A 21,481-nucleotide genomic window follows, 5' to 3' on the forward strand; every position below is an offset into this window, starting at 1 on the left:
AATAATGATAGCATAAACAAAAAGACAGCTAAATGAAGTGCCCTAAAATTGTTAGACATAATCTAACAACTTTAGGAGCACTTTTTTTATGACCAAATACTCTTCAGATTTCAAAGCTAAATTAGTAAATGAATACCTTGATGGACAAATTTCTATACTTGGATTATCGAAAAAATATGGAATGCCCAGTAAATCACCGATTTATCGCTGGATCCATGAAGCGGAGGCGAATGGACTTGATTATTTGATAAGTAAGAAATCCCATAAAGAATATTCTCAAGATTTCAAATTATCCGTGATAGAATATTATAAATTACATGAGATCAGTCGCCTTGATACTGCAATTTATTTCAAGATATCACCTAGTCAAGTTGATTCATGGATCTATAAATATAATCAATATGGTGTTATTGGATTAAGGCGTCGTCCCAGAGGGAGACGACCGTTAATGGCCAAGAAAAAGAAGAAACAAACACGTTTAAATTCCACAAAAGAAGAGAAATATAAACAGGAAATTCTTGATCTAAAAGCTAAACTACATGATGCCGAAATGGACCGTGATATTTTAAAAGCACTAAAGACCTTGCGAGAAAACGATCACAACTCGAAAAAGCAAAATTAGTCAAATCATTACTTAAAAAATACAAGTTGAATGAGTTATTAACTAAGGTCGATCTACCAAGATCAACTTATTATGAACGCCTTAGTAAAACTGATAAAACAGATAAATACGCTCAACTAAAAGATTTTATTGTTAAAACATATCACGATTCAAACTCAACCTACGGTTATCGTCGAATCTGGAAAGAGTCTCTCAAGGTCGGATTCAAAAATTCTCCAGAAACAATTCGGCATTTAATGACCAAACTTAAATTAAAAGTAGTTATTTTTTCAAAACACACATCCGGTTACTGTTCCTATAGAGGTAACCTTGGAAAAATAGTTCCTAATACAATCAAACAGAAATTTACTGAGACAGAACCTTTAAAAGTATTACATACAGATGTAACTCAAATACGTTTGCGTAAAGACAAATGGGGCTATATATCCGCCGTGCTGGACCAGGCCAGCGGCGAAATATTATCTTATTCAATAAGTTTGAGCCCTAATAAATTACTAATATTAGATACTCTAGAAAAATTGAAGCAAAATATAGTTCCCTCTTTAAAACCAATCCTTCACTCTGATCAAGGATGGCATTATCAACTCAAATATTATCGAGATACCCTAAAAACAATGGGTATTGAACAAAGTATGTCTCGAAAAGGCAATTGTCACGACAACGCCCCAATTGAGAGTTTTTTTAATCTGCTCAAAAGAGAATGTCTTTATAGGTATAATATCGATGACCTAACCGAATTAAGGAACATAGTCGCTAAATATATCAATTGGTACAACAATAAACGTATTTCTTTAAACAAAAATGGATTGTCCCCTGTAGAATACAGGGAACAATCCATGATTTTTTAAAACTTATAAAAATGTCTAACTTTTTTATTGCACTTCAAAACCGATTGGTTAGGCTGCCTCTTTATTTAACTTAAGTAACTCTTGGGAACGAAATCTTCAACTGCGACGTATAACTTGTCGGACAATTCCTTGTATAATTCGTGTTCTCCAGTTTGTAAGGTAAAGTTCAAATTGTCGCAAGATTCGATTAACTTAATTGCGGCCGCAATCTTTAGGTCATCATGAGAATAGTCGATGTTACTGTTTCCCGTAATGGAGATATCTAATGTAGGTTCTTCTTTTCCTAAAGTGTAGTCTTGAATGTTTTCTGTGATCAAAATTTGTACCCTCAGTCTTTGGATTTCATTGGACATACAAGATAACACAGAATTAGTTATATTTATAGATGAGTATACGGATCGTAAATATTAAATTATAAATGTTGATATATCAAGAATGCTTGTAACTCTAGCTTTCAATTCTGTCACTATATCGGTATAACTAATGAAAAAAGGGGGCTGAATGAATGGATTTTGGATCGCAGATAAAAAAGTTACGTACCAGTAGGAAAATGACTCAAGAACAACTAGCTCAGAAGTTGAATGTTTCACGACAAACAATTTCTAGTTGGGAGAATAACCGTAATTTACCTGATTTGGAAATGGTCGTTATGATTGCTAAAACGTTCAAATTATCTTTGGACCAATTAATCTTAGGTGATCCGACAATGACGACAAAATTGATGAACGACAGTAGTGAGGTTCGGAAAATGCGGATCAATTTATACGTAACAATAATTATGGTTTTAGCTGGAATGGGTAGTTTTTTATTATTCAAGATAATTGGGTCATCACTAGATGGTAACGGCGTTTTACATGAACCATTCTTTTTGATTCCTGTAGGTTATCTATTCTTGATGATGGGGTTGATTAGTGGACTTATCTACCTACTTAAAAAATTACGTAAACGAAACTAAGATATTTCACTTCGCAAAATTTGTTCCATAGTTTTATTGTGGGCCAGCTCATCAATCAATTTATCCAAATAACGAATTTCCTGGACTAGGGGATCTTGGATATTCTCAACGTGAATGCCGAAGATGGACCCTTTGATTAAAGCGGTATTTTCGTTTATGTGTGGAGCGTTTTGAAAAAAATTTGCTAAGGTTGCACCAGTCTCAATTTGTTCGGATAATAATTGATCGTTATAACCAGTTAACCAGTAGATTATCTGGTTGACTTCGGATTGTGAATGACCTTTGCGTTCAACTTTTTGAATATAAAGTGGGTAGAGATCTCGAAATGCCATTTGGGTGATGTCTTTCTTCTTCATATATACCTCCGTTAACCTTTTTAGTTAGTGTAACAAAATAAAGTCGGTTACCACCTGTACTTTGATTTAGTATGGTAAAGTAGGTTTACTTAGATTAGATAATAGAAGGGAAACAATAATATGACATATCCACAATTGGATTTAGAAAATGCTACAGGCAGTGTAGCCACAATTAAAACAAATCACGGAGTAATCAAGGTTCAACTATTTGATGAATTAGTTCCTAAGACCGTTAAGAACTTTATTGAGTTGGCTCAAAAGGGTTACTACAACGGAATTATTTTCCATCGTGTTATTCCTGACTTCATGATTCAAGGTGGAGATCCAACTGGTACTGGTGCCGGTGGTGAAAGTATTTATGGTAAGAGCTTTGAGGATGAATTTAGTGACCAACTATATAATCTAACTGGTGCTTTATCAATGGCTAATGCTGGTCCTAACACTAATGGTAGTCAATTCTTCATTGTTTCAAATGAAAATATGCCTAAGCGTATGATCAAAGAAATGGCCGGAGCAGGTTATCCTGAAGAAATTATCGCTGCTTATAAGAACGGTGGTACACCTTGGCTGGATCATCGTCATACTGTTTTTGGACAAGTTATTGAAGGTATGGATGTTGTTCAAGAAATCAGCCGTGCTAAACGTGATGGTAATGATAAGCCTAAAGAAGATGTTGTTATGGAAAGTGTCGAAATCAGTAAGTAATAGAATTCGTTTCTTGAAGAAATGAAGTAGTTAATTCCTGATAAGTATTTTTAAAATAAGAATTCTTGAGAAAAACTAGATTGATGGGATGTTCAATTTTGAACCCTGGAAAATCTAGTTTTTTTAATTGCCCATTTTTAATCTCTGCGGCGACAAGTGATTCATAGATAAAAGTGATACCGGGAATCTGTTTGAGCAATTCAATGATGGTATTAGGACTGGCAATCTCCATTACTTTAGTGAAGTCACTGATCTTATAATTTTGAGTGGCTAACCAATTTTCAAAAATGTTACGGCTGCCGGAACCAGGTTCTCTGATCAGTAGTGTTTGGTTGAAGACATCCTCAATGGTTGAAATATCGAGTTGTTGGTGGGAGATACAAACAAAATTTTCTTTTTGTAAGAAGAAAGAATCGAACTCAGTGGTATCAAAATTTCCTTCAACTAGACCGAAATCAATTTTACCATCACGGATATTTTGTAGGATATGATCGGTATTCTTGATTTCAGTAGTAGAGATTTGGATTCTGTCACTTAAATGATTCAAGAATTTTGGTAGTAGGGTTGAACTGAGGGAAAGAGTACAACCCATATTGAATTTAGTAGGCGTTTTTAAAGAGTTGAGAACTTTTTGACTTTCAAATTCAACCTGTTTGGCATAATCGGCTAACTTTTGGCCGATATCGGTTAAGTGGATGCGGTTGTGATCGCGGATGACTAAAGAAAGATTTAGTTCATTTTCGAGTGAAGTTATTTGTTGTGAAACAGCCGGTTGAGTAATAAATAACACTTGAGCTGTCTTAGTAAATGAATTGGTGTCAGCCAAAACGACGAGAGTTTGATAACGTTTATCTAACATAATTGCTCCTATTATAAATTTTGCTTATGTAAAAGTAATAAATACTAATTTTTACTTATGACAATTCTATATTATCCTCTTAAACAGGAGGATTAACTTATGTATTTAAAATTTTTTGAAAAAAGCTTCTATTATGCATTCTTTATGACTTTATTGTGTTCGGTTGTTGGTAGCTTCTTAGGTGGCTTACCATACTTAACAGTGATTGGTGCATTAGTACTTTCACTGATATTAGGGATGCTGTTCCAGCTTTATCGTCCCGCAATTCAAAAAGCTGAGAGCGGAATTGGGTTCATTTCTAATAAATTTTTACGATTAGGAATCATCTTATTAGGATTCAAATTGAATTTGATTGATTTGGCCCATGCGGGTGTAAAAACAATTCTTTTTGCGATAGTAATTGTCAGTGGGATGGTTGTCTTGACATATAACATTGCTAGAAAGTTTGGAGTCAGCAAACGATTAGCCATTTTAACTGCTAGTGGAACTAGCATTTGCGGGGCAGCAGCTGTGATGGGTATTTCACCACAAATTAAAGTGTCCAAAGATCAAGAAGCAGATAAACATAATGATGAAGTATTAGCGGTAGCAATCGTTGCTATCCTAGGTACAGTTTTTACTTTAATTGAAATAGCAATTAAACCATTGTTACATATGACTTCGATGCAGTTTGGAGTTATGGCTGGAGGATCACTTCATGAAATAGCTCATGCAATTGCAACAGGTAGCGCCGGTGGATCAGTTAGTCTAAATGCTGCCATCATTACCAAACTATCTCGAGTATTACTACTAGCACCAGCCGCACTGATAATAGGTATCTGGTATCAACACCAAGATAAAACTAATGAAGGTGAAAAAGGTAAATTACCAATACCTTGGTTTATGGCAGGATTCTTGTTAGCAAGTGTTATTGGTACTTTTGTTCCTATGTCTAGTGCTTTATTGAATACATTAGTTAAGTTGGCTTATCTAGTACTAGGGATGGCAATGGCCGCTTTAGGGATGAGTGTTAATTTCAAAGCTTTCTTAAGTAGTGGCCGGAATGCTGTTTTGGCTGCCTTATCGGCATCAGTAATTTTATTGACCTTTACAATTGTAGTTAGTAAGATGTTCTTCTAAAATGACTTACTTTTCCTATGGAAGAGTGGTCTTTTTTGTTTGTTCAAAACAAGACACAAAGTCAATGGACATGTTTGGAGATCGTGATATAGTAATAAACATAAAAGTCATATCGAAGTTATATTTATTAATCAATAGGAAGAAACCGAATTGTTTTTAGTTAATTAACAAAAAATAATAAAAAAGGGTTGCAAGGTCGTAACTGAACGGGTAATATATATCTTGTTGTTGCGACAGAGCAATGGCATCAATGCTTTCAAGCTTAATTGCTTCTCCGTTGATTCCAAATTATTTTAAAGAAGTCCTTGACATGTTCTTGTTACTTCGATATAATAATTAAGTTGTCTGTTAGATGACTCCTAACTGTTTATCAATTCGTTGATAATTAGTTAGAAAAAATTATTTTAAAAAGTTCTTGACAAGTTATTGTCTCTTTGATAAAATAATTAAGTCGCTGATGAGCGTAAGCGCTTAATCAGCTGGTAGACCTTTGAAAACTGAACAAAGTTTTAACACTAAAATTGTGTAGGCCAACATTTATTTGTTGGATTTACAACGAAGTCAATTCGCTAGTATTTTTATTTATGAGTCACAAACTTTTAATATGAGAGTTTGATCCTGGCTCAGGACGAACGCTGGCGGCATGCCTAATACATGCAAGTCGAACGAACCATCCTGATGATTGAAGCTTGCTTCATGATTCAGACCTTGGTGAGTGGCGGACGGGTGAGTAACACGTGGGTAACCTGCCCAGAAGTGGGGGATAACATTTGGAAACAAGTGCTAATACCGCATAACAACTTAGATCACATGATCTTTGTTTAAAAGATGGTTTTGCTATCTCTTCTGGATGGACCCGCGGCGTATTAGCTAGTTGGTGAGGTAATAGCTCACCAAGGCGATGATACGTAGCCGACCTGAGAGGGTAATCGGCCACATTGGGACTGAGACACGGCCCAAACTCCTACGGGAGGCAGCAGTAGGGAATCTTCCACAATGGACGAAAGTCTGATGGAGCAATGCCGCGTGAGTGAAGAAGGTTTTCGGATCGTAAAACTCTGTTGTTGAAGAAGAACATATGTGAGAGTAACTGTTCACGTACTGACGGTATTCAACCAGAAAGCCACGGCTAACTACGTGCCAGCAGCCGCGGTAATACGTAGGTGGCAAGCGTTGTCCGGATTTATTGGGCGTAAAGAGAATGTAGGCGGTTTATTAAGTTTGAAGTGAAAGCCCTCGGCTCAACCGAGGAAGTGCTTCGAAAACTGGTAAACTTGAGTGCAGAAGAGGAAAGTGGAACTCCATGTGTAGCGGTGGAATGCGTAGATATATGGAAGAACACCAGTGGCGAAGGCGGCTTTCTGGTCTGTAACTGACGCTGAGATTCGAAAGCATGGGTAGCAAACAGGATTAGATACCCTGGTAGTCCATGCCGTAAACGATGAGTGCTAAGTGTTGGAGGGTTTCCGCCCTTCAGTGCTGCAGCTAACGCATTAAGCACTCCGCCTGGGGAGTACGATCGCAAGATTGAAACTCAAAGGAATTGACGGGGGCCCGCACAAGCGGTGGAGCATGTGGTTTAATTCGAAGCAACGCGAAGAACCTTACCAGGTCTTGACATACCATGAAAAGCTTAGAGATAAGTCTTTCCCTTCGGGGACATGGATACAGGTGGTGCATGGTTGTCGTCAGCTCGTGTCGTGAGATGTTGGGTTAAGTCCCGCAACGAGCGCAACCCTTATTATCAGTTGCCAGCATTCAGTTGGGCACTCTGGTGAGACTGCCGGTGATAAACCGGAGGAAGGTGGGGACGACGTCAAATCATCATGCCCCTTATGACCTGGGCTACACACGTGCTACAATGGTCGGTACAACGTGCTGCGAACTCGCGAGGGCAAGCAAATCACTTAAAACCGATCTCAGTTCGGATTGTAGGCTGCAACTCGCCTACATGAAGCTGGAATCGCTAGTAATCGCGGATCAGCATGCCGCGGTGAATACGTTCCCGGGCCTTGTACACACCGCCCGTCACACCATGAGAGTTTGTAACACCCAAAGTCGGTGGGGTAACCCTTCGGGGAACTAGCCGCCTAAGGTGGGACAAATGATTAGGGTGAAGTCGTAACAAGGTAGCCGTAGGAGAACCTGCGGCTGGATCACCTCCTTTCTAAGGATATGGTACTTTGGTACCAACGGAAATACACAATTGTTAAAACTTTGTTTAGTTTTGAGGGGTCTACCTGGCGCTTTCGGGCCTATAGCTCAGCTGGTTTAGAGCGCACGCCTGATAAGCGTGAGGTCGATGGTTCAAGTCCATTTAGGCCCATTTTCTCTGTTATAATTGAATAAGTACTATGGGGGTTTAGCTCAGCTGGGAGAGCACCTGCTTTGCAAGCAGGAGGTCATCGGTTCGATCCCGTTAACCTCCATTGACAGAGATGTCATACTCGTACCTTGAAAACTGGATATTAAGAATTAATGAATTAAAGAAACACCGAAAACTGCGCGGCAATCTTTTTGATTGCCAGCTGTGACGAAAGTCATGGCAAATTGTTTTAAATTACTTTTTGTAATTTAATTTAGGTTAAGTTATAAAGGGCGCACGGTGGATGCCTAGGCACTAGGAGCCGATGAAGGACGTAACTAACGACGATACGCCTCGGGGAGCTGTAAGTAAGCTTTGATCCGGGGATTTCCGAATGGGGGAACCCAAATATCGTAATGGATATTTACTTGCCTGTGAATACATAGCAGTCAAGAGGAACACGCAATGAACTGAAACATCTAAGTAGTTGCAGGAAGAGAAAGAAAATTCGATTCCCTGAGTAGCGGCGAGCGAAACGGGAATAGCCCAAACTAAAGAGCTTGCTCTTTAGGGTTGTAGGACTGATGTTGTGAGAACAAAAGGTTATGATAGTCGAACAAGTTGGAAAACTTGGCCAAAGAGAGTGAAAGCCTCGTAAACGAAATCTGATCCACTCCATTCAGTATCCTGAGTACGGCGGAACACGAGAAACTCCGTCGGAATCCGGGAGGACCATCTCCCAAGGCTAAATACTCCCTAGTGACCGATAGTGAACCAGTACCGTGAGGGAAAGGTGAAAAGTACCCCGGAAGGGGAGTGAAATAGATCCTGAAACCGTGTGCCTACAAGTAGTCAGAGTCCGTTTATGGATGATGGCGTGCCTTTTGTAGAATGAACCGGCGAGTTACGTTAACATGCAAGGTTAAGATGAAAAGTCGGAGCCGTAGCGAAAGCGAGTCTGAATAGGGCGACTAAGTATGTTGATGTAGACCCGAAACCAAGTGACCTATCCATGTCCAGGTTGAAGATGCGGTAAAACGCATTGGAGGACCGAACTCGTGTATGTTGAAAAATGCTGAGATGAGATGTGGATAGCGGTGAAATTCCAAACGAACTTGGAGATAGCTGGTTCTCTCCGAAATAGCTTTAGGGTTAGCCTCGAGGTTTAGGATCGTGGAGGTAGAGCACTGTTTGGACTAGGGGCCCGTCTTGGGTTACTGAATTCAGATAAACTCCGAATACCATTGATCTTTACTCGGGAGTCAGACGATGAGTGATAAGATCCACCGTCGAAAGGGAAACAGCCCAGATCACCAGTTAAGGTCCCAAAATTCATGCTAAGTGGAAAAGGATGTGGAAACGCATAGACAACTAGGATGTTGGCTTAGAAGCAGCCATTCATTCAAAGAGTGCGTAATAGCTCACTAGTCGAGTGATTCTGCGCCGAAAATGTACCGGGGCTAAGCATGATACCGAAACTGTGGATGTGTCGTAAGACACGTGGTAGGAGAGCGTTGTAATTGCATTGAAGCCATACCGTGAGGAGTGGTGGAGTGATTAGAAGTGAGAATGCCGGTATGAGTAACGAAAGACCAGTGAGAATCTGGTCGGCCGTAAGACTAAGGTTTCCTGGGGAAGGCTCGTCCTCCCAGGGTTAGTCGGGGCCTAAGATGAGGCCGAAAGGCGTAATCGATGGATAACAGGTTGATATTCCTGTACTAGTTTATTTTGTTTGAACGATGGAAGGACGCAGGAGGATGATGTGTGCACGCTGATGGATATGCGTGTCCAAGCAGTAAGTCTTGATATGAGTCAAATGCTTATATCTCTAAGGACAAGCTGTGATGGGGAGTGAAATTTTAGTAACGAAGCACAATAACTCACACTGCCAAGAAAAGTTCCTAGTTAGAAATAAACTACCCGTACCGCAAACCGACACAGGTAGTCGAGGAGAGTATCCTAAGGTCAGCGAGTGAACTCTCGTTAAGGAACTCGGCAAAATGACCCCGTAACTTCGGGAGAAGGGGTGCTGGTGTAACAGCCAGCCGCAGTGAATAGGCCCAAACAACTGTTTATCAAAAACACAGGTCTATGCTAAATCGTAAGATGACGTATATGGGCTGACGCCTGCCCGGTGCTGGAAGGTTAAGAGGATCAGTTAGCTTTTGCGAAGCTGAGAATTGAAGCCCCAGTAAACGGCGGCCGTAACTATAACGGTCCTAAGGTAGCGAAATTCCTTGTCGGGTAAGTTCCGACCCGCACGAAAGGCGTAATGATTTGGGCACTGTCTCAACGAGAGACTCGGTGAAATTATAATACCCGTGAAGATGCGGGTTACCCGCGACAGGACGGAAAGACCCCATGGAGCTTTACTGTAGCTTGATATTGAGTTTTTGTGTGACATGTACAGGATAGGTAGGAGCCGTTGATCTCGGAACGCTAGTTTCGAGGGAGGCATTGGTGGGATACTACCCTTGTTATATGAAAACTCTAACCTACATCACTTAGCGTGGTGAGGGACAGTGTCTGGTGGGCAGTTTGACTGGGGCGGTCGCCTCCTAAAATGTAACGGAGGCGCTCAAAGGTTCGCTCAGAATGGTTGGAAATCATTCGTAGAATGTAAAGGCATAAGCGAGCTTGACTGCGAGACTGACAAGTCGAGCAGGGACGAAAGTCGGACTTAGTGATCCGGTGGTACCATATGGAAGGGCCATCGCTCAACGGATAAAAGCTACCCTGGGGATAACAGGCTTATCTCCCCCAAGAGTTCACATCGACGGGGAGGTTTGGCACCTCGATGTCGGCTCATCGCATCCTGGGGCTGTAGTCGGTCCCAAGGGTTGGGCTGTTCGCCCATTAAAGCGGTACGCGAGCTGGGTTCAGAACGTCGTGAGACAGTTCGGTCCCTATCCGTCGCGGGCGTAGGAAATTTGAGAGGAGCTGTCCTTAGTACGAGAGGACCGGGATGGACATACCTCTGGTGTACCAGTTGTGCCGCCAGGCGCATCGCTGGGTAGCTACGTATGGACGGGATAAACGCTGAAAGCATCTAAGTGTGAAGCCCCCCTCGAGATGAGATTTCCCATTCCTTTATGGAAGTAAGATCCGTTAGAGAATATGACGTAGATAGGCTGCGGGTGGAAGTGTAGCGATACATGGAGCTGAGCAGTACTAATAGATCGAGGACTTAACCGAGTAAGAGTTTACAGCAGTTTGAAGTGTTTCAACTTTAATTCATAATCTTAATATCTAGTTTTGAAGGTACGAGCAACAATAGTGTGGTGGCGATAGCGAGAAGGATACACCTGTTCCCATGCCGAACACAGAAGTTAAGCTTCTCCACGCCGAAAGTAGTTGGTGGGAAACTACCCGCGAGGATAGGTAGCTGCCACGCTAATGATAAGGGATCAACTTAGGTTGATTCCTTTTTTTGTGTCTTTTTTTATTAATAATTAGTCTACAAGTATAGTCTAAAAAAACTTCATTAAGCCAAATTAGACTTATAAATTAGACTTATAATATAGAGGTAAGAATTATTAGTAAAGGGGGAAAACATTACTATGGTAAAGTTTTTACGTACTAATAAGATTGCTTCAATTATTTTGGCTATTATTAGAGTGTACTTAGGTGTTCTATGGACAATGGCTGGATGGGAGAAAATCACCGGTGGTGCTGCTGGAGCTGTTAAAGGCTTGCTCAGCAATGCTGTTAAGAATCCTGTTAAAGGACCTACAGGTAAAGTTCTTTACCCTTGGTTCAATAACATGTTAAGTGCCATATTACCTCATTACAAAGGTATGAGCATGATGGTTTCTTGGGGTGAGTTTCTTGTTGGTTTAGGTCTTATTTTTGGTTGTTTAACAACGGCAGCAGTATTCTTTGGACTGATGATGAACTTCTCGTACATGTTGGCTGGAGCTATTTCAGTTAACCCTGAATATATTTTTCTAGAATACTTCATTATTATTGCTGGGTTTAATGCAGGTAAGATAGGATTAGATTACTGGGTTATTCCTTGGATCAGAACACATATCTTTAAACAAAAGAAACAATCAGGTATTTGGGATTAAAAAAAACTTGTTGGTTGCATAAATGTAAATCAGCAAGTTTTTTTGTGCCAAAAAGTACTATAATGTTAAACTATTAAATCTATTAAGAAGAGGCAGATTGAATGACAAGAATCAGACCCGTTACAGAGGATGATGCCCAGGCATTATTGAATATTTATGCGCCCTATATTACTGATACAACCATAACTTTTGAAGATGTTATTCCATCTGTTGAAAACTTTAAACAGCGTATTCATGATATTTCTCAGAATTTTCCTTACCTAGTGGCGATAGATGATGATAATAAAATATTAGGCTATGCTTATGCTCATCTATATGGACCAAGAGCCGCTTATGCATGGACTGTGGAAGCTAGTATTTACGTTGATAAGAATTTTAAGGGACATGGATTAGGAACGGAACTCTATCAAAAACTTGAAGATATTTTAAAAAAACAAGGGGTCGTCAATTTAATGGCCTGTATTACCGAGGAAAATATTAATAGTATCAGGTTTCATGAAAAGAGAGGATATAAAGCAGTTGGAACTTTTCATAAAGTTGGTTTCAAGTTTAATCGTTGGTTAGATGTAACCTGGTTACAAAAAGATTTGAATGATCGTCCTCAAAAAATGTCGTCAGTTATTCCTTGGAAAGAACTGGACTAAATATTTGACCTAGAGTTAACTCTAGGGGGTATCATAACCATGTTCGAATGGAAGGAGCATTTTTTATGACGAAATTAACAGATACATTTGAAATTTATAATGGTGTGAAGATTCCTAAAGTTGCTTTTGGTACATGGCAGATCCCTGCGGAGGATGCTCGACAAGCTGTTCATGATGCTATTGATACTGGTTATAGACATATCGATACAGCTTTGGTTTATCAAAACGAAAAGGAAGTTGGACAAGGTATTAAAGATTCAGGTGTTAAACGTGAGGACTTGTTCGTAACTTCTAAATTACCAGCTGAAACTAAAAATTATGATGATGCTTTAAATGACTTTGAAACTACAATGAAGAATCTTGATTTAGATTACTTGGATCTTTATTTGATTCATGCTCCATGGCCATGGGGAAAAATTGGTGCTAATTACGACAAAGAGAACCAGGACGTATGGCGTGCAATGGAAAAAATTTATGCTTCAGGTCGTGTTAAAGCAATTGGTGTTTCTAACTTTAATGTGCATGATTTGGAAAATGTTTTACAAATAGCTAAAGTTAAACCTATGGTTGATCAAATTCAATATTATGTTGGTTTTACGGAACCTAAGATCACTAAATTTGCGCAAGCACATGATATCTTGGTTGAAGCCTATTCACCATTAGCAACTGGTGGCTTGATTCATAACCAAGACGTTCTCAAGATTGCTGAAAAATACAATGTCAGTGTTCCACAATTAGCTATTCAATTTGTTATTCAAAACGGAGTATTGCCTTTACCAAAGGCAGTTCACAAGGCTCATATTGAAGACAATGCTAAATTAGACTTTGAAATCAGTGCTGAAGATATGGAAACTTTGAATAATATGTCGGATACAGCACCATCACATTTCCACAATCCTACTCAAGGATAAGAATGGAGACTGTGGACATAACATGTTCGGCTTCAATAGTAATAGGGTAGGTAATCATATTTGATACCTATCCTATTTTTTAGCGATGATTTAATAAATGGACAAAAATTCCTACATCATGATAATATAAAAATATACTTATATTATCGATAAGATTCTAAATAGTAGGAGATGAACTATGAAAATAAATAATGATAACTTAATGAGACTTTTAGCTTCAGATGTGGAACCAAAGATCAGTATTATCTTACCAATTCATCCAGAAACTCCTCAAATTGAAGAAAACATTCTTAACTATAAAAACTTATTGAAAGATGTTAAAAAAGATTTGGAATTGAATTATCCAAGACGCCAGTGGGACCAAGCAGTTGAACGGTTGGAAAATTTATTGCTGGATCGCCAATTATTTAGTACTTCCAAAAAAGCTCTGATTATTTTTGCTAATAATGAGGCTATGGAAATTTCACGCATGGAACATCAAGTTTTACCTAAGGCACATGTTGGGACAACGTTCCTAGTTCAGGATCTGCTCTTGCCTGAAGAGAGTGGTGCTGATCCAGAGTATTTGATCAACCTCAGTCGTGATCGAATCAATGTGTTTAATATGGATAGTCTTAAAGAAGTTGAACTTGAGGGAGTTCACAGTAATTTTGCGGACTATTATCCAGATTTTGATGCTAATGCTAATCTGAATTCCGGTTCATATGGCGGAAAGAATGCGATTTATCATGGTCATCGAACAAAATCAGAAGAGCAGCAGAAAGATCAATTGATCTATTACCAATATTTAGATCGTAAACTGGGATCAATGTATCAACGTGAGGGCACGACTTTTCTTTTAACAGGTCTACCAGAAGTGTTAGATGTTTACTTAAATAATTATGGGAATAGTAAATATATCGATGGTGTGATCCACAGTTCAATGCTTAACTTATCGCATAGAGAAATGTTGGAAAAAGTTAATGAGTATAAGAATTTTGAAACTGTCGCATTGATAGAAAAAATCAAACATGATTTGCATCGAGCAGACAATCAAGAGCGCTTGATCAGTGATTTAGATACAATTAATTTTGCTTTAATGAATCGAGATATTAAGTCACTGATTTCATTCAATGATGGTACTTCTTATTCTGTAGAGCATAATAAAATGTTAGTTCAATCTATTTTGAATAAAACCAATTCGCAAGTGGTTTATTCACAGGATGCAACAGTACCAAGTATGAGTGCCATTGTGTACTAAAAAAGGAATCTCAGGCTGAATAACTTGAGATTCCTTTTTGGGCTGATTAATTAATCTTTAGGTTCATTTTTTCTTAAGATACGAGCGGGATTTCCAACAACAATAACGTTATCAGGGAAGGATTTTGTAACAACTGATCCTGCACCAACGATGACATTGTTTCCTAGAGTTACTCCTGGAAGAATACTTGCGCTGCCTCCGACCCAAACATCGTTTCCAATTGTAATTGGGGCAGTTCTTTCGGCTTCAGTACGACGAACAGCTGGGTCCATGGGATGCTTTGGTGTATATAAGCCGACTTTGGGACCGAATTTAACATCATTACCGATAGTGATTTTACCTTCATCACAAAGCATGACATCGTGATTGGCGTAGAAGTGATCACCGATAGTGATATTAACACCGTAACTAAAGTAAATTGTTGGTTCAACGAAAAATCTGTTACCAACTGATTTCATTAAACTTTTAATTTTAGTGTTTCTTTGATCGTTGTCAGCAATCAAATTATATTCCATCAATTTTGTTCGTACATTGTTACGCAAGTTGACCAAAGGTCTTGATTCTAAGTAAAGTTCTCCATTTATCATCTGCTGATACGCAGGGTCTTGTTCAATTTCCATTCTCAAATCTCTCCTCTTTTAAATAAAAGTGTACATTAAGCATAGCATAATTTTTGAAAACACTGAAATATGAGTGAAAATGGATCGACTGATGTAAGAAAATGAAAATGAGTGATTAAGAATTTGGCTATATTTCTTAAAAAAGAGTTAGGATAGAGCTGGAACAAAATTTTGAAGTCGGGGGTAATTTGGTATGACAAATGTATTGGTAGTTGGTGCAACTGGAATAATTGGTCAAAAGGTTACAAGACAACTTTTAGATAAAACGGATGATTATTTAACATTGTTGGCTCGTAATACTAATATCTTATCAATCGATGAAAAACGTGAGCGTGAGGTTCATGGGGATGTGTTGGACGATAAGGTTTTGAATGAAGCTTTGGATGGCAATGATATTGTTCTAATGGCAACGGATAGCAATCTGGGCTTGTCGGTTCAAAGAATTATTGATGGGATGAAGATGAAAAAAATTAAGCGTCTGATCTTCATTACATCAATGGGTCTTTACAATGAAATGCCTGTTACTGATGGTGCTTCAGGTAATTTAGCACAGGATGCTCTTTTGCAGCCATATCGAACAGCCGTTAGTTTGATTGAGGATTCTGAATTGAACTATACGATTCTTCGAGCAACTCGTTTAGATGCTGGTAAGGATATTAACTATGATCTAGTTGATAAGGGTGAGGCACCAACTAGTGAGAATGTTTCTTATGATAGTGTTGTCGATTATGCAGTTAGATTGGTTAACAATGGCAAATTGGAATCTCATAAGAATGTAGAGATTAGTCGTAGAGCTGTTGCTGCTAAGTAATAACTATTTGATTTTAAGTGGAGCTGGATTTTTTCTGGTTTCACTTTTTTATTTTAAATAACCATTGTTCTATGTTTAATAGTGGAAACGAGCTTCGCAGGCCAATTTCTTCCGGTTTGCTACAGTACTGAAATTGCCCGCCAAGTATGCGTGCAGTTCCAGTACTTAGGCAAATCCTCGGAAATTCCCAGGCCTGCTCCGCTCTCTGATCTCTTGACCTCAACCTGACTTTAGGGTATAGGATACTAAATAAGAGGTGTAATTATGGCAAAATTAATCATTTAGGCAAATTCTATAATTAATCCGAACAGAAATTAAAAAGCCCAAAGCAATCACTTACAATGGTAGTAGCTAATTCCAACCAATATAGGGAGTGATTACTTTGGGTACATCTACTTTATCACGTTTTCAACGTGGCGCACTAGCACAACTGGTCAATGAGGGGAATAAATCTTACCAAGTAATGGCTGACGCCTTAGGCGTCACCAAAGCTACGATTAGCTATGAGTTGGACCGGGTTAAACCTTATGATCCAGAATTAGCTCAGCAAGATGCAGATCGCAAAAGGCGGAATTGCGGTCGTCGTTCGATGCTGACGGCAGCATTAGCGACTTTAATTACCAATCACTTACGATTAACCTGGTCACCAGAAACCATTGCGGCCGCTTATAACTTGAGCACTGCGTCAATTTATAATTGGCTTAATCGTGGCTGGCTCCCCTTCAAATTGACTGATCTACCCAATCGGAATGTCCGCCAGCACCGAGTGAGCGAAAATCGTGGGAAATTTACAAGTGGGACTTCCATCGAACAACGGCCAACAACTGTTAATCAACGGTTAGCTTTTGGTCATTGGGAAGTAGATACGGTGCTTTCTAGTCGAGGTGAGTCACGATCATGTCTGGTTACATTCGTAGAACGTAAGACCCGACTTCTATGGGCCATCAAAGCCCCTAATAGAACGGCTAAGGCTCTAAACACCGCCTTTGGCAAGTTTATGGGGGCCTTCGGTCCCCAAGTAAAATCCATTACTGTTGATCATGGTAAAGAGTTTGCCAATTATCAGGCCTTAGAACAGGATTATCAGATCAAAGTTTATTTTTGCCATCCATATTCACCATGGGAGCGAGGTTCCAATGAATATTTTAATAGACGGTTACGCTGGTTCTTCCCGAAAAAGACCAATTTTAGCCAAGTAACGACTGATGAGATCCTAGCAGCACTTGAACTAATTAATCAACGACCATTAAAAATACATCATCAACAGACTGCCATTGAAAGATTCCGGGCTTGTTCGGATTAAACTTGTAATTTGCCTTTATTTTTCACTTTCAGGTAACACTAAGAGGGTGGCTCAAAAGATTCAAGCGTTGACTGGCGCTGACATTGTTAGTTTGGAACCTCAAGTTCCTTATCCGGCGGGTTATAGTAATTACGTACCGGTGGCTCAAAATGAATTTGAACAACGGCTTCACCCAGAAATAAAAACGAAACTTCCGGATTTGGATAAATACGATACAATCTATTTAGGATATCCAACTTGGAATGGTCGTGTACCAATGATTTTTTATAGTCTTTTTGATAAATACGATTTTTCAAATAAGACGATTGTTCCTTTTACAACAACTGGTGGTTCTAATGTTGATGAATCAATGCCTTACGTTAGAGAATTAGCTGCTACAAGTAAGGTAACGGACGGTTTCAGATACAATAATAACGATACCCAATTGAAAGAGTTCATTGAACAATTTGATTAGGAGGTAGTCCTATGAATATTTTGATTTTAGGAGCTAATGGAAAAATTGCACGTTTAGTTGAAGAGCAGTTGTTGAGTGATAAAGCTTTCTCAGATATTAAATTAACGCTGTTCTTGCGTGATAAAATTCGAGCTGATGATTTAATAGCTAATCAATCAATCGCTATTGAAGGGGATGCCAGAGACAGTTCGGCTGTGGAAGTTGCAGTGGAAGATCAAGATATTGTTTTGGACTTAACGGGAGCTACGAAATCAATTGTTCCGACGCAAAATATTATTAGAGCTATGCAGGCTAATGGTGTTATGAGAGTAGTTTCTATCTGTGGCTTAGGAACTCATAGTAAGGCAACCAGTCAAATTGGAATGCAGGTTGCACATCTGTATGAGCAATCAGGGTTGGATTACACGATTTTAAGATTGGCTTGGTTGAATAATGTAGATGAGGTACGTTATCAGGTTACGCAGCCTAATAAGCTGGTTCAGGGTAATAGTATTTCACGTAAGAGTGTAGCTGAACTTATTTTAAAAATAATCGATGATCCAGCATACTTATCGAAAAAAGATGTAGGTGTTAGCGACGGGATCAAACGTGATGCACCAATTCTTTAAACAAATCAAAAAGCTTCTCAAAACTATTTCTAGTCTTGAGAAGCTTTTTTTGTCGGGATTCTTCGATTAATTAACTGATTATGTGTGCAATGTGGGAGAAGAGTTAATTAATGGAGTTGCATTGACTACTTCAATTTAGAAGAAGTCAATGTTAGATCACTGAATAATTCGTTATTGGCAGGACTGAAGTCGAAGCCTTTAACACGATTATTAACTGGTTGCCATACGTAGTTGAATTCTTCTGGTACAACACCAGCTTGATCGTTCATGTATTCTTGCCATTGTTTGAATGTCTTAGTACGTGTCTTGTCATTCCAAGCAGATGAATCGTTCATCTTGTTGATCAATTCAGTATTCTTCTTGGTTACGAAGTGACCCATGTTGAATGGAGCAGTTTCACCATAAAGTTGTGATTGTGATGGTTCAGATGATAATGACCATGCAGCTGTCCAAAGGTCAATTTTGTTTTGACTTGGTTTTTGTAGCAAGTCATAGAAGCTATTCATTTCCATTGGTTTGCCACCGTATAATTTAACGTTCAAACCAACTTTGTGCCATTGTTGTAGATAATCTTGGTATGTAGCTTCTGTAATAGAGTTACCACTCATACCACCGAAGTAGATAGTAAGTTTCTTACCCTTTGGATCAGAACGCCATTTGCTACCGTTACGCTTCTTGTATCCAGCGTCATCAAGTAACTTGTTGGCTTTCTTAAGATTCAATGAGTAACCTTTAGCTGACTTATCGTAGTACTTAGTAAATACAGGTGGAATCAAAGTGTTACCACGCCATGCAACACCATTACCAAACTTCTTAGCAACATCATCGACGTTTAGAGCGTACATCATAGCTTGACGTAGACTCTTGTTAGCCATCTTCTTATTAGAATCGGCAACGTTCTTACCAGTCTTAGTATCGAAATGGCCTAAGTTAAAGGCAAAGTAACTGTATGATAGGGCAGGTTGACCAACTTTTGTATAACCTTTAAGGTTCTTCAATTTCTTGTATGAAGTACCACCAACTTCACCAGAAGCTGAAGGAACTACGGAGTCATACTTCTTAGATTGAATGGCCTTAACAATGTTGTTTGATGAAACAACGTTGATAGTAATGTGTCCGATTTGGGCTTTCTTACCATAGTAGAACTTGTTTGGTACCCAACTTGTTGATTCACCAGTAACAATCTTATCTAGCTTGTAAGGACCAGTGAAGATAGGGTTCTTACGGATTTGTTCTGAAGATGCAAGTTTAGCAATAGGAACATTTTTGATGTATTCGTAAGGTTCAGCGGAGCCCCAAATGAATGAGTTACCAGAGAATTTCATACTTGGTGACATATGCTTGAAGTGAATAACAACTTTCTTACCTTTTTCACCATCTGGCATTTCGATACCAGAGATAGTACTTGCTGTTCCCTTATGATATGCAGCCATACCTTCGATATTTTCAAAGTCAGATGAATATTGACTTGTTGTTGATTCTTTATTGCCAAGAACTTCATATGCGTACTCAACATCCTTAGCAGTTACAGGGTCACCATTTGACCATTTACCATTACTACGGATTGTAATTGTAGCTGTCTTAGCTTTACGATCAAGCTTTTGATTAGCAAGACCACCATCGATAATCTTGTAGTTCTTATCGACGTTGAACAAGTTGTTCAAACCACCAGGAGAGAAGACATGTGAGTCAGCGGCGTTTGAAGCAAGGACTGGATCTGAGATTCCTTGGAATGGTGAGTCAGCGACTTCGGCCAACTTCAAAGTACCATTCTTAGTTGCATTTTTATCTGTAGCAGCACTGTTCTTAAATGATGACTTTAATTTAATTTGAGCAGTTGTACCGGATGAAGAACTGCTGCTATTTCCGTTAGAACAACCAGCTAATGTGACGGCAGCCAAAAGTGTCACAGCTGAGAGAATAACCTTATTTTTAGTTTTAACCATTGTGTTTCCCCCTTAAGTTAAAAAAACCTATATTCACCAATTACAGAATTGGCTAAGAAAATTTGTATCCAGAAGACTTATAAAACCCGTGATTAGGAAAAGGCACCATCTCCCTTAATTTTTTGTAAAATTACGAAATAATTATTGTTCTGCATCTCCCTGACGTTGAGAGGCATCAGCTGAACGTCTAACAACTTGACCAATGTAACTAATTGATAAACAAAGGACGATAATCAACAAGGCAGCTGGTAACCATGTCCACCAATATTCGGTGATGTTATTAGGATCATTAGCATTAGCAATCAAAGTACCAAGTGATGGAGTTTGAATTGGAAGACCAAATCCCAAGTAGGAAAGACCTGTTTCAACACCAATGTTTTCAGCAAATGATAAAGTTGTATCAACGATGATCAATGATGAAATGTTAGGCATGATCTCTCGGAAAATAATCTTGAGACTGCTAGTACCAGAAGTCTTAGAAGCAGCAACGTAATCTTTTTCAGATTCTGAAAGAGTACGTGAACGAATCAAACGTGAAGTACCTTCCCAATAGAAGATAGAGAAGATAAGTGTCAATGAAACAGCATTGTAGTTTTTAATGATAGTAACTAAAACAATTATCATCATTGTCATTGGTAACATCATCATGAAGTCGTACACACGTTGCATACCCCAATCAATGTAGCCACTGAAGTAACCTGAAATTAATCCCCAGCAAATACCAAAGGTTGAAGAAATAATTGTAAGTCCGATAGCAATACCGATTGAATTACGTGAACCAACGATAAGCTGCTGAGCGATTGAACGACCACCAGCATCAGCACCGAGAGTATAACCATTGGTTCCTGGACTGATATTGTAGTTCATGATGTTGGTCTCCATCATTTTTGGAGTATTAATGAATAGTGATGCAATCATAACGAAGAGTATAAAGCCAACAACGATAAACAAGGCGATGAAAGCAGGTCGGTCAGCCTTGAACTCGTTCCAAACAATCTTGGCAGATGATGGAGTAGCTTCTTCGCTAGCTTCTTTAGTTAAACGGTCTAAGTCAGCCGCTGAAATATTTGAATGTTTATTTAGATTCTCTTCCATAAATTAACGG

The 21,481-nt window shown here is 38.9% G+C and carries 18 protein-coding genes, 2 tRNA genes, 3 rRNA genes and 1 pseudogene; 18 read left to right on the top strand and 6 right to left on the bottom strand.

The features are described from left to right. Window positions 1-88: 88 nt before the first annotated feature. On the top strand, window positions 89-622 hold the full coding sequence (locus ACI6PB_RS01215; RefSeq protein ID WP_158136989.1) for a helix-turn-helix domain-containing protein: 534 nt from the start codon (window positions 89-91) through the stop codon (window positions 620-622). A gap of 5 nt (window positions 623-627) precedes the next feature. Beyond that, window positions 628-1,470 (top strand): annotated as a pseudogene (locus ACI6PB_RS01220) (IS3 family transposase); the annotation flags it as partial. A gap of 65 nt (window positions 1,471-1,535) precedes the next feature. Here the strand turns inward: ACI6PB_RS01220 and ACI6PB_RS01225 are convergent. Beyond that, window positions 1,536-1,787 carry a hypothetical protein gene (locus ACI6PB_RS01225; protein ID WP_054643849.1) on the bottom strand — a complete coding sequence of 84 codons (252 nt, stop codon included), beginning with the start codon at window positions 1,785-1,787 and terminating at the stop codon, window positions 1,536-1,538. A gap of 188 nt (window positions 1,788-1,975) precedes the next feature. Between ACI6PB_RS01225 and ACI6PB_RS01230 the strand changes: the two genes are divergently transcribed. Then, window positions 1,976-2,425 (top strand): helix-turn-helix domain-containing protein, encoded by a 450-nt coding sequence (locus ACI6PB_RS01230; protein WP_025085543.1) that lies wholly within the window; start codon window positions 1,976-1,978, stop codon window positions 2,423-2,425. On the opposite strand, the gene ACI6PB_RS01235 is transcribed toward ACI6PB_RS01230, so the two are convergent. Then, a complete protein-coding gene (locus ACI6PB_RS01235) occupies window positions 2,422-2,781 on the bottom strand; it encodes a DUF2200 domain-containing protein (protein WP_025085544.1) in 360 nt (119 codons plus the stop codon). The genes ACI6PB_RS01230 and ACI6PB_RS01235 overlap by 4 nt on opposite strands. 120 nt (window positions 2,782-2,901) lie before the next feature. Here ACI6PB_RS01235 and ACI6PB_RS01240 point away from each other — a divergent pair, with 120 nt between their 5' ends. Beyond that, window positions 2,902-3,486: a peptidylprolyl isomerase gene (locus ACI6PB_RS01240; protein WP_025085545.1), complete on the top strand. Its 585-nt coding sequence runs from the start codon at window positions 2,902-2,904 to the stop codon at window positions 3,484-3,486. Here the strand turns inward: ACI6PB_RS01240 and ACI6PB_RS01245 are convergent. Then, window positions 3,476-4,345 carry a LysR substrate-binding domain-containing protein gene (locus ACI6PB_RS01245; protein WP_404279195.1) on the bottom strand — a complete coding sequence of 290 codons (870 nt, stop codon included), beginning with the start codon at window positions 4,343-4,345 and terminating at the stop codon, window positions 3,476-3,478. The genes ACI6PB_RS01240 and ACI6PB_RS01245 overlap by 11 nt on opposite strands. 99 nt (window positions 4,346-4,444) lie before the next feature. On the opposite strand from ACI6PB_RS01245, the gene ACI6PB_RS01250 reads away from it, so the two are divergent. From ACI6PB_RS01250 to ACI6PB_RS01295, 10 genes are all read left to right on the top strand, one after another. After that, entirely contained in the window at window positions 4,445-5,464 is a 1,020-nt protein-coding gene (locus ACI6PB_RS01250) for a YeiH family protein (protein WP_404327643.1), read from the top strand. A gap of 600 nt (window positions 5,465-6,064) precedes the next feature. After that, window positions 6,065-7,631: ribosomal RNA gene (locus ACI6PB_RS01255) — 16S ribosomal RNA — on the top strand. A gap of 84 nt (window positions 7,632-7,715) precedes the next feature. Further along, a tRNA-Ile gene (locus ACI6PB_RS01260) sits at window positions 7,716-7,790 on the top strand. Between the two features lie 30 nt (window positions 7,791-7,820). Further along, window positions 7,821-7,893 (top strand) — tRNA-Ala (locus ACI6PB_RS01265). A gap of 153 nt (window positions 7,894-8,046) precedes the next feature. After that, window positions 8,047-10,964, top strand: a 23S ribosomal RNA gene (locus ACI6PB_RS01270). 82 nt (window positions 10,965-11,046) lie between these two features. Then, window positions 11,047-11,163: ribosomal RNA gene (gene rrf / locus ACI6PB_RS01275) — 5S ribosomal RNA — on the top strand. The 16S, 23S and 5S rRNA genes sit together here with 2 tRNA genes alongside, the layout of an rRNA operon. Window positions 11,164-11,329: 166 nt before the next feature. Continuing rightward, window positions 11,330-11,839 (top strand): DoxX family membrane protein, encoded by a 510-nt coding sequence (locus ACI6PB_RS01280; RefSeq protein ID WP_404279199.1) that lies wholly within the window; start codon window positions 11,330-11,332, stop codon window positions 11,837-11,839. 101 nt (window positions 11,840-11,940) lie between these two features. Next, entirely contained in the window at window positions 11,941-12,483 is a 543-nt protein-coding gene (locus ACI6PB_RS01285; protein ID WP_025084577.1) for a GNAT family N-acetyltransferase, read from the top strand. A 65-nt stretch (window positions 12,484-12,548) separates the two neighbouring features. Further along, the gene (locus ACI6PB_RS01290) at window positions 12,549-13,394 is read left to right on the top strand and encodes an aldo/keto reductase (protein ID WP_025084576.1); all 846 of its coding nucleotides are present in this window, start codon (window positions 12,549-12,551) and stop codon (window positions 13,392-13,394) included. A gap of 178 nt (window positions 13,395-13,572) precedes the next feature. Beyond that, the gene (locus tag ACI6PB_RS01295; protein WP_309510529.1) at window positions 13,573-14,634 is read left to right on the top strand and encodes a hypothetical protein; all 1,062 of its coding nucleotides are present in this window, start codon (window positions 13,573-13,575) and stop codon (window positions 14,632-14,634) included. Window positions 14,635-14,684: 50 nt separating this feature from the next. On the opposite strand, the gene ACI6PB_RS01300 is transcribed toward ACI6PB_RS01295, so the two are convergent. Beyond that, on the bottom strand, window positions 14,685-15,254 hold the full coding sequence (locus ACI6PB_RS01300) for a sugar O-acetyltransferase (RefSeq protein ID WP_404327644.1): 570 nt from the start codon (window positions 15,252-15,254) through the stop codon (window positions 14,685-14,687). 193 nt (window positions 15,255-15,447) lie between these two features. On the opposite strand from ACI6PB_RS01300, the gene ACI6PB_RS01305 reads away from it, so the two are divergent. The 4 genes from ACI6PB_RS01305 (at window position 15,448) to ACI6PB_RS01320 (ending at window position 18,430) form a co-directional block, all read left to right on the top strand. Beyond that, window positions 15,448-16,065, top strand: coding sequence for an NAD(P)H-binding protein (locus tag ACI6PB_RS01305; RefSeq protein ID WP_025084573.1), 618 nt, complete (start codon window positions 15,448-15,450; stop codon window positions 16,063-16,065). Between the two features lie 382 nt (window positions 16,066-16,447). After that, window positions 16,448-17,368 (top strand): IS30-like element ISLsa1 family transposase, encoded by a 921-nt coding sequence (locus ACI6PB_RS01310; RefSeq protein ID WP_404327580.1) that lies wholly within the window; start codon window positions 16,448-16,450, stop codon window positions 17,366-17,368. Further along, entirely contained in the window at window positions 17,340-17,822 is a 483-nt protein-coding gene (locus ACI6PB_RS01315) for a flavodoxin (protein ID WP_404327645.1), read from the top strand. Before ACI6PB_RS01310 ends, ACI6PB_RS01315 begins: the two co-directional genes overlap by 29 nt. Window positions 17,823-17,833: 11 nt before the next feature. After that, complete coding sequence (locus ACI6PB_RS01320) at window positions 17,834-18,430, top strand: NAD(P)H-binding protein (protein WP_025084572.1); 597 nt, start codon at window positions 17,834-17,836, stop codon at window positions 18,428-18,430. Between the two features lie 125 nt (window positions 18,431-18,555). Here ACI6PB_RS01320 and ACI6PB_RS01325 read toward each other — a convergent pair whose 3' ends face one another. Both ACI6PB_RS01325 and ACI6PB_RS01330 read right to left on the bottom strand, forming a co-directional pair. Beyond that, a complete protein-coding gene (locus tag ACI6PB_RS01325; protein WP_404280829.1) occupies window positions 18,556-20,376 on the bottom strand; it encodes an oligopeptide ABC transporter substrate-binding protein in 1,821 nt (606 codons plus the stop codon). Window positions 20,377-20,517: 141 nt separating this feature from the next. Continuing rightward, a complete protein-coding gene (locus ACI6PB_RS01330) occupies window positions 20,518-21,471 on the bottom strand; it encodes an ABC transporter permease (protein ID WP_025084570.1) in 954 nt (317 codons plus the stop codon). Window positions 21,472-21,481 lie beyond the last annotated feature (10 nt).

The organism is Companilactobacillus paralimentarius (assembly GCF_963227125.1).
Classification (GTDB): domain Bacteria; phylum Bacillota; class Bacilli; order Lactobacillales; family Lactobacillaceae; genus Companilactobacillus; species Companilactobacillus paralimentarius.